The 12,660-nt window shown below is 72.7% G+C and carries 10 protein-coding genes; 8 read left to right on the forward strand and 2 right to left on the reverse strand.

The genetic code is table 11. The features are described from left to right. Positions 1-368: 368 nt before the first annotated feature. Together ACFSL4_RS33020 and lon are read left to right on the forward strand one after the other, a co-directional pair. On the forward strand, positions 369-1,082 hold the full coding sequence (locus ACFSL4_RS33020) for a rhomboid-like protein (RefSeq protein WP_381091192.1): 714 nt from the start codon (positions 369-371) through the stop codon (positions 1,080-1,082). A 302-nt stretch (positions 1,083-1,384) separates the two neighbouring features. Further along, positions 1,385-3,802 (forward strand): endopeptidase La, encoded by a 2,418-nt coding sequence (lon, locus tag ACFSL4_RS33025; protein WP_381091194.1) that lies wholly within the window; start codon positions 1,385-1,387, stop codon positions 3,800-3,802. Between the two features lie 181 nt (positions 3,803-3,983). On the opposite strand, the gene ACFSL4_RS33030 is transcribed toward lon, so the two are convergent. Further along, on the reverse strand, positions 3,984-4,802 hold the full coding sequence (locus tag ACFSL4_RS33030; RefSeq protein ID WP_381091196.1) for a lysozyme: 819 nt from the start codon (positions 4,800-4,802) through the stop codon (positions 3,984-3,986). Between the two features lie 320 nt (positions 4,803-5,122). Here ACFSL4_RS33030 and ACFSL4_RS33035 point away from each other — a divergent pair, with 320 nt between their 5' ends. Further along, positions 5,123-5,614 carry a MarR family winged helix-turn-helix transcriptional regulator gene (locus ACFSL4_RS33035; RefSeq protein ID WP_381091197.1) on the forward strand — a complete coding sequence of 164 codons (492 nt, stop codon included), beginning with the start codon at positions 5,123-5,125 and terminating at the stop codon, positions 5,612-5,614. Positions 5,615-5,660: 46 nt separating this feature from the next. On the opposite strand, the gene ACFSL4_RS33040 is transcribed toward ACFSL4_RS33035, so the two are convergent. Continuing rightward, positions 5,661-6,449 (reverse strand): protein phosphatase 2C domain-containing protein, encoded by a 789-nt coding sequence (locus tag ACFSL4_RS33040; RefSeq protein WP_381091199.1) that lies wholly within the window; start codon positions 6,447-6,449, stop codon positions 5,661-5,663. A gap of 369 nt (positions 6,450-6,818) precedes the next feature. On the opposite strand from ACFSL4_RS33040, the gene ACFSL4_RS33045 reads away from it, so the two are divergent. Genes ACFSL4_RS33045 through ACFSL4_RS33065 form a run of 5 tightly spaced genes read left to right on the forward strand, consistent with a single transcriptional unit; the run spans position 6,819 to position 12,632 of the window. Continuing rightward, positions 6,819-9,821: a sensor histidine kinase gene (locus ACFSL4_RS33045; protein ID WP_381091200.1), complete on the forward strand. Its 3,003-nt coding sequence runs from the start codon at positions 6,819-6,821 to the stop codon at positions 9,819-9,821. Next, positions 9,818-10,333, forward strand: coding sequence for a roadblock/LC7 domain-containing protein (locus ACFSL4_RS33050; RefSeq protein WP_381091202.1), 516 nt, complete (start codon positions 9,818-9,820; stop codon positions 10,331-10,333). The genes ACFSL4_RS33045 and ACFSL4_RS33050 overlap by 4 nt, the downstream gene beginning before the upstream one ends. After that, on the forward strand, positions 10,330-10,764 hold the full coding sequence (locus ACFSL4_RS33055) for a DUF742 domain-containing protein (protein ID WP_381091204.1): 435 nt from the start codon (positions 10,330-10,332) through the stop codon (positions 10,762-10,764). Before ACFSL4_RS33050 ends, ACFSL4_RS33055 begins: the two co-directional genes overlap by 4 nt. Continuing rightward, positions 10,745-11,383: a GTP-binding protein gene (locus ACFSL4_RS33060; protein ID WP_381091206.1), complete on the forward strand. Its 639-nt coding sequence runs from the start codon at positions 10,745-10,747 to the stop codon at positions 11,381-11,383. Before ACFSL4_RS33055 ends, ACFSL4_RS33060 begins: the two co-directional genes overlap by 20 nt. Positions 11,384-11,396: 13 nt before the next feature. Then, positions 11,397-12,632, forward strand: a complete 1,236-nt coding sequence (locus ACFSL4_RS33065) for a styrene monooxygenase/indole monooxygenase family protein (RefSeq protein ID WP_381091208.1) — start codon at positions 11,397-11,399, stop codon at positions 12,630-12,632. The last annotated feature ends 28 nt before the right edge of the window (positions 12,633-12,660 follow it).

Raw genomic sequence — 12,660 nt, forward strand, 5'->3', positions numbered from 1 at the left:
GGCCCGGGCGGCCACCGGCGACGGGCGGGCGGCCCGCACTCCTTCCGGGCCCCCGTCGGCGCGGGGGTGCCCCGACGACACGTCGCGGCGCGCGGGCCGGGGCCGTAGCGGCCGGCAGCGTCCGCGCCGCGCACCCCCGACCGGGCGTCGCAGGCGTGAACCGCTGTTCGGGCGCGAGCCCGCCGGACGCCCGGCTCAGGTGGGAAGTCGCTGTGAATCGCGTCCCGCGTGGCGTCGGTCATGGACAGTGACCCGTGGGGCGCCGAGGGTGGGGTGTGACGGAAGGAGCGCCGCGCTGTGGAACGTACGGTCTCGGCGGCTGATGCCACGCTCACGCCCTCCGGAGCGGGGCCCGCTTGCTGGACGGCATGCCGCGCCAGCGCGTGGCTCCGCCCGCCCCGGCACCTGCCGTGGCGAAGGCCCCGCCCCCCGGGACGCTCCCACGCCCCTGGCGGCTCCTGCCGACGCCCACCGGCACGCCGTTCACCTTCGGATACGCCGTCGTGCTCGTCGCGACGTCCCTGTTCGCCGAGTTCGCCGACCCGTCGCTCGCGCACACCCTGTACCAAGAATCCAGCACCGACGTGGCCCATCTGACGCACAGCCCGTTGCGGGTGCTGATCGCCAGTGCGCTGTGGATCGCCGGCGGGGTGACCTCGGCGTACGCGCTCGCCTTCCTGTTCGTCCTGACGGCGCTGGAACGGCGTACGGGAGGTGCGCGCACGGCCGTCGTCTTCCTGCTCGGCCATGTGCTGGCGACCCTGGCCACCGAGGTCCCGGTGGGTCTCGCGGTGCTGGCGGGCCGCCTTCCCGACAGCTCGCTGCACCGCCTCGACTACGGCATCAGCTTCGGCGTCGCGGCCTGCCTCGGCGCCCTGACGGGCCTTCTGCGGCCCGGGCTGCGCTGGACGGTGCTCGTCGGGTACGGCGGGCTGCTGCTGGAGGACCTGATCGCGCGCACGGATCCGCTGACCGACTGGGGCCATCTGCTGTCCCTGGCGATCGGGATCGCGACGTGGCCGCTGGTACGGCGGTGGCGGCGGACGGGCCCTCGGGCCGCCGCCTCGGCCGCGGCCGGGTGATCCCGGCCGGCGCATGAGCGGGCAACGGCTCCCTCCCGGGCGGCCGTTCGCCCCGTCACGGGGCGGTGGCGCCCATGGTTCCCGGTGTCCGGCCCGCCGACTCCGCGCGCACGACCGGGCGTCCCGGGCCCCTGCGGCGGTGGGCCGGGGTGGCCTCGATCCGGACGGGACCCGGGCCCGCAGCGCGGCCGCTCGCGCAATTCGACGGAGCGATCGCTCCTAGCGAACACCCCTTGGGGAACAATCGAATCGCGTGCTGCATTGAGTCGGCATAGCTCAACTTGACTGCCGAAGGGGAGATCATGGCTTCGACGTCCACACCGCTCACCCTGCCCGTGCTGCCGCTCGACGGCGAGGTCGTACTGCCCGGGATGGTGGTTCCGCTGGACCTGAGCGACTCCGAGGTGCGCGCGGCGGTGGAGGCGGCGCAGGCCGCCGCTCGGTCCGAGCCCGGAAAGCCCAGGGTTCTCCTGGTCCCACGCATCGACGGGACGTACGCGAGCACCGGTGTGCTCGGCACCGTCGAGCAGGTCGGCCGACTCGCCGACGGCGACCCGGGCGCCCTCGTCCGCGGCCGCGGACGGGTGAAGATCGGTGCGGGCACCACGGGGCCGGGTGCCGCGCTGTGGGTCGAGGGGACCCGGGTCGACGAGAGCGTGCCCGAGCCCCTGCCGGGACACGTGGGCGAACTGGTCAAGGAGTACAAGGCCCTGGCCACCAGCTGGCTGAGGAGGCGCGGGGCCTGGCAGGTCGTGGACCGCGTCCAGGCGATCGACGACGTCTCCGCGCTCGCCGACAACTCGGGCTACTCGCCGTTCCTGACGACCGAGCAGAAGGTGGAGCTGCTGGAGACCACCGACCCGGTCGCCCGGCTGAAGCTCGCCACCCAGCGGCTGCGCGACCACCTCGCCGAGCAGGATGTCGCCGAGTCCATCGCCAAGGACGTCCAGGAGGGCGTCGACAAGCAGCAGCGCGAGTTCCTGCTGCGCCGCCAGCTGGAAGCCGTCCGCAAGGAGCTGCGCGAGCTGAACGGCGACACCGAGGAGGGCGAGGAGTCCGACGACTACCGTGCGCGTGTCGAGGCCGCCGATCTCCCGGAGAAGGTCCGCGAGGCCGCTCTCAAGGAGGTCGACAAGCTGGAGCGGGCGAGCGAGCAGTCCCCCGAGGGATCGTGGATCCGCACGTGGCTCGACACCGTGCTCGAACTGCCCTGGAACGAGCGCACCGAGGACAGCTACGACATCCGCGGCGCCAAGGCCGTTCTGGACGCCGAGCACGCGGGCCTGGAGGACGTGAAGGAGCGGATCACCGAGTACCTCGCGGTGCGCAAGCGGCGCGCCGACCGGGGTCTCGGGGTGATCGGCGGGCGGCGCGGAGGCGCCGTGCTCGCGCTCGTCGGCCCGCCCGGCGTGGGCAAGACGAGCCTCGGGGAGTCCGTCGCGCACGCCATGGGGCGGAAGTTCGTCCGGGTCGCGCTCGGCGGCGTGCGCGACGAGGCCGAGATCCGCGGCCACCGGCGCACCTACGTGGGCGCGCTGCCCGGCCGGATCGTCCGCGCGGTCAAGGAGGCCGGGTCCATGAACCCGGTGGTCCTGCTGGACGAGATCGACAAGGTGGGCTCCGACTTCCGCGGCGACCCGGCGGCCGCCCTGCTGGAGGTGCTGGACCCGGCCCAGAACCACACCTTCCGGGACCACTACCTGGAGGTCGAACTCGACCTGTCCGACGTCGTGTTCCTGGCGACCGCGAACGTCCTCGAAGCCATTCCGGAGGCACTTCTCGACCGTATGGAGCTGGTCCGCCTCGACGGCTACACGGAGGACGAGAAGATCGTCATCGCCCGCGACCACCTGCTGCCGCGCCAGCTGGAGCGGGCGGGTCTGGACAAGGACGAGATCACGATCGACGAGGGCGCGCTGCGCAAACTCGCCGGTGAGTACACCCGCGAGGCGGGTGTGCGGAACCTGGAGCGCTCGATCGCGCGCCTGCTCCGCAAGGTCGCCGCCCAGCACGAACTGGGTGAGCGGGAGCTGCCGTTCACGGTCCGGGACGAGGATCTGCGCGGGCTGATCGGTCGTCCGCACCATGTGCCCGAGTCCGCCCAGGACCCGGCGGAGCGGCGCACGGCCGTCCCCGGAGTGGCCACCGGTCTCGCGGTCACCGGCGCGGGCGGTGACGTCCTCTACGTGGAGGCGTCGCTGGCCGACCCGGAGACGGGCGCGGCGGGGCTGACCCTCACCGGTCAGCTCGGCGACGTGATGAAGGAGTCGGCCCAGATCGCGCTGAGCTTCCTGCGCTCCCACGGCGCCGAACTGGAGCTGCCGGTCGGCGACCTGAAGGACCGGGGCGTGCACATCCACTTCCCGGCGGGCGCGGTCCCCAAGGACGGTCCGAGTGCGGGCATCACCATGACGACCGCGCTTGCCTCGCTCCTGTCGGGCCGTCTGGTCCGTACGGACGTGGCGATGACCGGCGAGGTCTCGCTGACCGGCCGGGTGCTGCCCATCGGCGGGGTGAAGCAGAAGCTGCTCGCCGCGCAGCGGGCGGGCGTCACGACCGTCATCATCCCGAAACGCAACGAGCCGGACCTGGACGACGTCCCGGCCGAGGTGCTGGACCGGCTCGACGTCCACGCCGTCACGGACGTCCGTCAGGTCCTGGAGCTGGCGCTCGCGCCGGCCGCCGGTGAGGCGGCGCCGGAGGTTTTGGTGGCGGCGTGACGCCGTCCGTCCCCCGCGGGCCCGGACCGCGGGCACCGGACAGGGAAGGCCCGGGTTCCGTGAGGGAGACCCGGGCCTTCCCGCGTGCCGGCCGTCGGTCCGTCAGTCGCGGGCCGTCAGCCGTCAGCCGTCGGCCGTCAGCTGTCGGTCGTCGGCCGTCAGTCGCCGACCGTCGGTACCGTCAGCCGTTGGCCAGTGCCTGCACCCTGTCGTAGGCGCCGTTGAACTTGTCGTGGTCGCCGACCGTGGGGCCGGTGGACGTGTACTGCCACATCGTCTGGTACGACCAGCCGGCCGGCAGTGTGCCCGGGTCGGAGGCGTAGCGGGCGATCCACAGCGGGCTGGCCGAGGCGAAGCCGCCGTAGTTGCCGGTGCACTGGGTCCACCAGCTGGTGGCGGTGTAGATCACGGCGTCCCGGCCGGTGCGCGCCTTGTACCGGTTGAGGAAGTCGCCGATCCAGCCGACCATCGCGCTCTGCGACTTGCCGTAGCAGGCCGCCCCGTAGGGGTTCCACTCGATGTCCAGCGTGCCCGGCAGCGTCTTGCCGTCGCGGGACCAGCCGCCGCCGTGGTCCACGAAGTAGTCGGCCTGGGCGGCGCCGCTCGTGGTGTCGGGGGTCGCGAAGTGGTACGCGCCGCGGATCATGCCGACGTTGTACGCGCCGTCGTACTGCTGGGTGAAGTACGGGTTCGTGTAGTACGTCCCCTCGGTGGCCTTCGTGTAGGCCCACTTGACGCCGCTGTTCCACAGGGTCGACCAGGCGACGTTGCCCTGGTAGCTGGCGACGTCGACGCCCTCGGTCTGTGTGACGGCGGCGATGCTGGGCGTGCCGTCACGGCCGTCGTGCGCGAGGACGCCCATGCCCATGTACGCGCTGCCGCGGGCGGGTGCGCCGGCGGCGTGGGCCGGGAGGGTGAACAGGAGGGAGAACGCGGCGAGCAGGATTCCGGCCGCGAACAGGCGCGGGCGCCGGACCGTGCCGGGTCTGTGCACGGGCATACGTGCCTCCGAAGGGCTCGGTGGAGCTCGGTGGGGGAATGGTCCGCCATGCCCGCGCCGGGGTGTGGGAAGTGCGCCCGTGTCGTTGGCGTGAGCATGCCATTGCTTTCCGGCAAGGAAGCTACGCACGTAGACCGCGGGCTGGGAAGGGGGGCCGGGGGCCGCCGTTGGTCTATGCCTGCGAAATACTGACGGAGCTGCGGCAACGGCCGTGCGTGGCGGAAACTTTCAGAATCGGGAAACCGGGTTGGGGTGCTGACGTGCACAACGGCGGAAAGGGCGAGGGCCGTCCGGTCGGATCCGGCGCGCCGGGAAGTGGTATGAACCGGACCGGAGAAGCCCCGGACGGCGCCGGGAGGACCGGCGCCACGGCCGGCGACGCGGACCGGGATTTCCTGTCGCTGGAGCGCGAGCTGACGGTGTTTTTGCGGCGAGCCCGCGCCAGCCAGGGCGAGATGGCCCGCGAGGTGCACCCGGACCTGGAGTCGGCCGCGTACGGACTGCTCGCACGGCTCGACGAGGGCGGCCGCCAGCGCGCCACGGAACTCGCGGCCTACATCGGCGTCGGCAAGGCCACCATGTCCCGCCAGCTGCGGGCGCTGGAGGACCTCGGGCTGGTCGCCCGGGAACCGGACCCGGCCGACGGCCGCGCCTGGCTCGTCCACCTCACCGACGAGGGCCGCAGCCGCGTCGGCCGGGTCCGCGAGGCCCGCCGGGCCCGCTACGTGCGTCAGCTCGCCCACTGGGACCGGCGCGAGGTGGCCGAGCTGGCGCGACTGCTGCACCATTTGAACCTGAGCATGGAGAAGTAGCCCCCGGGGCTCGGGATCCGAAGTCCGGGCCCGGCGTCCGGGTCCCTCACAGCTCCACGTAGACCGCCGTCGCGTCGTCGTGCGCCTTGCCGCGGCCCGGGTGGGCCCCCTGCTCGCGGTCGGCGGTCTCCAGCACCCGTACGCGCTCCACGAGCGCAGCCGCCCCCTCCTTGCGGACGAACGTGAACAGGTCCGCCCAGTCGCCCTCGTGGAACCTCTCGGTCCAGCGGGTGGCGCCGTCCGTCAGCGCGGTGAGGGCGCGCACGGCCGCCCGGGGCAGCTCGCCGGCCACCGCGCGCTCCGCCACCGAGGGGTCCGCGGCCGCCGTGAAGAATCCGCCCTCCTTGTTGCGGACCGTGGCGTCCACGATCGCGTCCGTGGCCAGACGGGCGCGCGGGAGGCGGGTGAGGCGGTCGTCCAGGAGGGCGGTGACCGTGCCGTCGGGGGCCTCGGCCAGGAGGGCCGAGTCCGAGAGGATCAGGTACTCCACCACGTCCCGCGCCCAGCGGGCCAGGACCACGGTCGCCTGGGGTGTGCGCGGGTGAGAAAGGTCACAGGTCGTCGCGTGGGCCTCGGCGGTGCGAAGAATGGCGCGCGAAAGGACCTCCGGCAGCGTCAGATCCCGGTGGGAAAGGGACAGTTCGGTCAGTGCCCCGCCGAGCCGCGTGCAGAACCAGGGGACGGAGTGAAGGCATCCGTATCCGTCCGGCGGGGGAGTCACCCCGTCCAGGACGACCAGCGTTCCGCCCTGTCCTGAGGCCGGAAGTGCGAGTGCCGCGAAGTCCTCGTTGGGGCGGGCCGGGTCGCCGGGCTCGGAAATCAGTTCAGTCCGCATCCGGCCAGTCTGCACGAGCTCTTCACAGGATCCACGAAAGGGCGGCATCGGTCGCAGGATCGGTGCGACCCTCCGGACCAGGCGCCTGTTTTGGGATGGAATGCTCGACTCCGGTGAACCGTGGCGGCGAATACTGCCAAAGCGCGCGGCCCACGTCCAACCAGCATGCCGCGCGGCCCGCCCGTACGCGCCGGAGGAACTTGCCCGCCAACTCCCTGCCGGGGTTCACTCCTTCGGGTGGCGGGTCAGGCGAAGCGGGACCTCAGCCCACCGGCACTGGGAGGGTCGGGAGGCGTCGTACCGGACGACACCCAGTTGACGGAACGTCACCCGGGCCCATGGGTACACGAGTCAGGAATGTGAGCACCGGTGCAGAAGACGCGGCCTCGGCGCACAGGCAGGCAGACGGCGGCCCCCGACGGGGGCGCCTCGTCCGGGTCCACGGGCAGCGGCCGTCCCGCCCATGTGCGCAACCGGCTGATCGTCGCGGTGGCCGTGGTCGCCGCCGCGATCGCGGGCGCCGGGGCGCCGGGCGCCATCGCCGCCTCGGGTGAGCTGAACGACTCCCAGAACCTGGTGACGCTGGCCGAGCAGACCCAGGACGCCCTGGCTCTCGCCCACTCGCTGGCCGACGAGCGCGACGACGTCACCTCCTACGTGGCCGCCGGGCGGCCCAAGTCGAAGGCGCCGGCCGAGCGGCGCAGCGCCCGCGTCGACCGGCAGATCGAGGACCTGCGCGCCACCCCGGACATCTCCGCCGCGCTCCGCAAGGACCTCGACGACGTGGCCGCCGTACGCAGAGCGGCGCTCACCGGCAAGAGCACCGCTCTCGAAGTGCACCAGGCGTACTCCGCCGCCATCACCGAGCTGCACGCCCTCGCCGAGCAGCTGGCGGAGAAGATGCCGCCCCGCGCGGGCTCCGGCGCCCACTCCCTCGCCGAGCTCGACAGCGCCGTACAGCAGGCCGCCGCCGCCCGCGGGCTGTTCCTCGCGGCCCTGAACATTCCGACCACCACCCAGACCACGTTCGACCCGGTCACCGGCCTGCCGACCACCACCACCAGCTCCTCGGACGCCGACACCGCGCAGCGCGACGCGCTCAGCGCCGCCGCCCAGCAGGCCGCCGTCCGCTCCGACGCCGCCGTCGCCGACTTCCGCGACACCGCGCCCCCGGCGGCCAAGGACTCCTACGACTCCACGGTCACCGGCCCCGAGGTCACCTCCGCCGAGAAGTACCTCAAGGGCCTCGCCGACCGGCCCACCCTCTCCGACAAGGAACTCGGCTACAGCGCCCGCAAGGTCGACGCGGTCCTGTCCGCCCGCGTCGACCTGATGCGCGGCGTCGAGGCATCCCTCTACGAGCGCCGCAGCAAGGACCTCGCGCAGCTGCGTGACGACGATGTCACCGCGCTGGAGATCCGTATCGCCCTCCTCGGGGCGCTGATGCTGCTGGCCGTCGGCATCGCCATGGCCATGGCCCGCAGCCTCACCCGCCCGCTCGCCGTCCTCCGTCTCGGCTCGGCCCGGGTGGCCGCCGACCCAGCCGCCGAGGAACCGGTGAAGTTCACCGGGCGCAACGACGAGTTCGCCCAGGTCGTCCGCTCCGTCAACGCCCTGCACGCGCACGCCGTCGCCCTCCAGGAGCGCCTCTCCACGCTGGAGACCGACCGCAAGCACCTCGTCGGCCAGCGGCAGACCATGGCCGACGAGCGCGCCCAGCTGCGCACCGACCTCACGGAGGCGGCCTCTCACCTGGAGCAGGTCCGCCACAGCATCCACTCCACCTTCGTCAGCCTCGCCCTGCGCACCCTCGGCCTGGTCGAGCGCCAGCTCACCGTCATCGAGGGCCTGGAGGAGCGGGAGCAGGACCCGGAGCGGCTGTCCACGCTCTTCAAGCTCGACCACCTGGCCACGGTCATGCGCCGCCACAGCGAGAACCTCCTCGTCCTGGCAGGCGCCGAGCACGTCCAGCAGCACGCCGGGCCCGTGCCGCTCGTCGACGTGGTGCGTGCCGCGGTCAGCGAGATCGAGCGCTACGAGCGCGTCCGGATCGCCGCCCTGCCGCCGCACGCCCACATCGCGGGCTTCGCCGCCGACGACCTGTCACACCTGGTGGCCGAACTCCTGGAGAACGCCACCTCGTCCTCGCCGCCGGACGTCCCCGTCGAGGTCTCGGGCTGGCTCCTGGAGAACGGCGATGTGATGCTCTCCGTCCAGGACGAGGGCATCGGCATGTCGACGGAGCGGATGAGCAGGCTCAACACGCGGCTCGCCGAGTTCGACCCGGACGTCTCCTACGACCAGGAGGGCGGCGAGGGCCTCGGGCTCGGCCTGTATGTGGTGGCCCGGCTCGCCCACCGGCACGGCGTGCGCGTCCAGATGCGCGAACAGAAGCAGGGCGGTGTCGCGGCGGTCGTCGTCCTGCCCGGCACCCTGCTCGCCGAGACCCCGGCGGCCGCCGCACCCGCCGCGGCCCCGGTCCATGGCGACGCGCCCTCCCCGTCCCTGCCCGGCGCCGACGCGGAGGCGAACGCGAACGTCCTGAGCGCTCGTGCGCGGATCACCGTGCCGGAGCCGACGGGTGACGAGGACCCGCTGATCGCGGCGGCGGAACAGGCCGTGCGCGAGCACGACGGCGGCGACGACGGCGTCCGCGGCGACGACGGCGTCCGCGGCGACGGACCGGTGCGGGACACCGGGCCGGCGGGGGCGAGCGAGCCCGCGGGGGACCGGGGCCTCGTACGCGGCGAGACCGCACGGGGCGAGGGTCTCCTGTACGCGGACGGGCGGACGGGGGACGCCGGCGCCCCGGCACACGAGGAGCCTTCCGGCCGGGTCGCGTACCCGGCGCCGTCCACCGCCGAGCCCGCACCGGTGCCCGGCCCCGAGACCACGATGGAGCTGCTGCTGCCGTCACCGCGGCCGGAGGAACCCGCTCCCGCTCCCGCCGTCGACATCCCCGCCCAGTCCACGGTCGACCCGTACGCCATTGGCCCCGACGTCCACGAACGCGCCCCTGACCAGGGCCGGCCGCGGTCGGCCCCGGACGGCGCGCACGCCGCCGAGGAGCCGGACGCCCCCCGGCTCACCGCCAAGGGCCTTCCCAAGCGCACCCCCAGGATCACCGCGTCGGCCGAGGCCCCGCGGACGCGCGCCCGCGGTGTGGACGCCGAGGCGCTGCGCCGCAGGCTCGGCGGGTTCCACCGCGGCGCCACGGAGGGCTACCGCCACGCCGAGTCGGAGAGCGCCGAGCGGACGGGCGAGACGAGGGCGGGCGCGCACCGGTCCACGGCGGCGCCGGACACCGCACCACCCGGCACCGCACCGGACGTAGAAGCATCGGGGGGCACAGTCGAGGAGGCAAGCAGTTGACCGCGCCCAGTACCTTCGGACTGAGCAGTGAGGCTCGCAACCTGCACTGGCTGCTGACGAACCTCGTCGAGGAGGTGCCGGGGCTGCTGTCGGTCGCGGTGGTCTCCTCCGACGGTCTGCTCCTGCTCTCGTCGGACCCCGGCCTCCACCACACTCGAACCGGCTCGGGCGGTGGCACCGCCGCCGACAGGCCCAGCGGCCCCCGGGGATCCTCCGCCGACCTCGCCACCATCGTCTCCGGCGTGGGCAGCCTCACCGTCGGGGCCGCGAAGCTGATGGACTTCGGCGGGGTCAAGCACACGATGGTCGCGATGGAGGAGGGCAGCCTGTTCGTCATGTCGATCAGCGACGGCTCGCTGCTCGGCGTGCACGGCTCCGCGGACTGCGACATGAGCGTGGTGGCGTACCACATGGCGCTCTTCGTCGGCCGTGCCGGACACGTCCTGACGCCCGAACTCCGCAGCGAGCTGCGCAGGTCCCTGGAGGCCGATTCGGCGGGGAGCGCCCGATGAACAGCACACCGGGGAAGCTCCCCGTCCGCGGCGGCGACCGCAAGCCCGCCCGGGTGCGCCCCTACTCGCTCACCGGCGGCCGCACCCGCTTCGGCCACGTCCTGCTCGTCGAGACGTTCGTGGCGGCACTGGAGGCCCCCGAGGAACGGCGCGAGCTGACTGGGGGCACCTCCCAGACGTTGGGTACTGGGGGAGGTTCACTGGCCGCCCGAGTGATGCCGGAGATGCGGGCCATCGTCGAACTCTGCCGCCGCATGCGCACGGTGGCGGAGATCGCGGCACTGCTGAAGATGCCGCTCGGGGTGGTCCGCGTTCTCCTGAGCGATCTCGCGGACCAGGGAAAGATCCGTGTGTACGGAACCGGTCACGGCCCTGGACAGCCGGACCGCGCTCTGCTGGAAAGGGTGCTGAGTGGACTCCGTCGTCTCTGACGCCTCCCCGGGCGTCTCCCCGCTCCTCGACGAAGAGGAGCACCTGCAGGCATGGCAGACGGACCGCACGCGCGCTCCGATCGCCACGAAGATCGTGGTGGCGGGCGGCTTCGGCGTCGGCAAAACCACCCTGGTGACCGCCGTTTCGGAGATCACGCCCCTCCAGACGGAGGCGCTGATGACCGAGGCCAGCCAGGAGACCGACGACCTCACCGGGACGCCGGAGAAGCTCACCACCACCGTGGCCATGGACTTCGGGCGCATCACGCTCGATGACGACCTGGTGCTCTACCTCTTCGGTACGCCGGGCCAGCAGCGGTTCTGGTTCATGTGGGACGACCTGGTGCGCGGTGCGATCGGCGCGGTCGTCCTGGCCGACACCCGGCGGCTCGCGGACTGCTTCCCGGCGCTCGACTACTTCGAGAGCAGCGGTCTGCCGTACGTGGTCGCGGTCAACCACTTCGACGACAGCGAGCGGTTCGAACCCGAGGACGTGCGTGAGGCCCTCACCATACCCGCACACATACCTGTCATGATCATGGACGCGCGCCGCCGGATCTCGGTGGTCGAGACTCTCCTCGCCCTCGTCGGCCACGCGCTGGACGTCACCCCCGAGTAGGAGAACCCCCCGCATGCGGAAGATACTCGTCGTCGGAGCCGGCCAGTCCGGACTCCAGCTCGCCCTCGGCCTCCAGGCGAACGGGTACGAGGTCACCCTGATGTCCAACCGGACCGCGGACGAGATCCGCTCCGGCCGCGTCATGTCGACGCAGTGCATGTTCCACACGGCGCTGCAGCACGAGCGCGACCTGCAGCTCAACTTCTGGGAGTCCCAGGCTCCGGACATCGAGGGGCTCGGCGTCTCCGTGGCGGGTCCCGAGTCGCAGCGCGTGATCGACTGGGTGGGCAGCCTCGACGGGTACGCGCAGTCCGTGGACCAGCGGCTGAAGATGGCCGGCTGGATGGAGACGTTCGCCCAGCGCGGCGGCCAGCTGGTGATCCACGGGGCGGCGGTCTCCGACCTCGACTACTTCTCCCGCGCCTACGACCTGGTGCTGGTGTCGGCGGGCAAGGGCGAGCTGGTGTCGATGTTCGGCCGCGACGCCTCGCGCTCCCCGTTCAGCGAGCCGCAGCGGGCCCTCGCGGTCGCCTACGTCCACGGCCTCGGCCCGCGCCCGGAGCACCCGGAGTTCGACGCGGTCCGCTGCAATCTGGTCCCGGGCGTGGGCGAGCTCTTCGTCATGCCGACCCTCACCCTCTCCGGGCGCGCGGACATCCTCTTCTGGGAGGGCGTCCCCGGCGGCCCGCTCGACGTCTTCAACGGGGTCAAGGACCCGGGTGAGCACCTGTCCCTGACCCTGGAGCTCATGGAGCGGTTCACACCCTGGGAGTACGCGCGGGCCACCAAGGTGGAACTGACCGACGCGAACGGCACGCTGTCAGGGCGGTACGCCCCCACCGTGCGCAACCCCGTGGGCCGCCTTCCCGGTGGCGGCCTGGTACTGGGTGTCGCGGACGTGGTGGTGGCGAACGACCCGGTCACCGGCCAGGGCGCCAACTCGGCCGCCAAGTGCGCCGCCGCGTACCTCGCCTCGATCCTGGAACACGGCGACAAGGAGTTCGACGAGGTCTGGATGCGGCAGACGTTCGACCGCTACTGGGACACGGCCCGGCATGTGACCAAGTGGACGAACGCGATGCTGGGCGTGCCGCCGGAGCACGTCCTCAACCTGATCGGCGCGGCGGGCGCCCTGCAGCCGGTCGCGGACCGTTTCGCCAACGGCTTCAACAACCCGGCCGACTTCGAGGACTACTTCTACGAGCCCGAGAAGGCGGAGGCGTACCTGGCGTCGGTCTCGGGGGCCTGACGGTCTGTCGTCGTACACCGGAGCCACC

This window comes from Streptomyces caeni, assembly GCF_042678285.1.
In the GTDB taxonomy this organism is placed as follows: Bacteria; Actinomycetota; Actinomycetes; order Streptomycetales; family Streptomycetaceae; genus Streptomyces; species Streptomyces caeni.

What these genes read in the sequence shown, in the direction of transcription:
- ACFSL4_RS33055 (WP_381091204.1), top strand. Translation starts at nt 10,330, where the DNA reads ATGAACAGCACACCGGGGAAGCTCCCCGTCCGCGGCGGCGACCGCAAG.
- ACFSL4_RS33035 (WP_381091197.1), top strand. Translation starts at nt 5,123, where the DNA reads ATGAACCGGACCGGAGAAGCCCCGGACGGCGCCGGGAGGACCGGCGCC.
- lon (WP_381091194.1), top strand. Translation starts at nt 1,385, where the DNA reads ATGGCTTCGACGTCCACACCGCTCACCCTGCCCGTGCTGCCGCTCGAC.
- ACFSL4_RS33040 (WP_381091199.1), bottom strand. Translation starts at nt 6,449, where the DNA reads ATGCGGACTGAACTGATTTCCGAGCCCGGCGACCCGGCCCGCCCCAAC.
- ACFSL4_RS33030 (WP_381091196.1), bottom strand. Translation starts at nt 4,802, where the DNA reads ATGCCCGTGCACAGACCCGGCACGGTCCGGCGCCCGCGCCTGTTCGCG.
- ACFSL4_RS33065 (WP_381091208.1), top strand. Translation starts at nt 11,397, where the DNA reads ATGCGGAAGATACTCGTCGTCGGAGCCGGCCAGTCCGGACTCCAGCTC.
- ACFSL4_RS33020 (WP_381091192.1), top strand. Translation starts at nt 369, where the DNA reads ATGCCGCGCCAGCGCGTGGCTCCGCCCGCCCCGGCACCTGCCGTGGCG.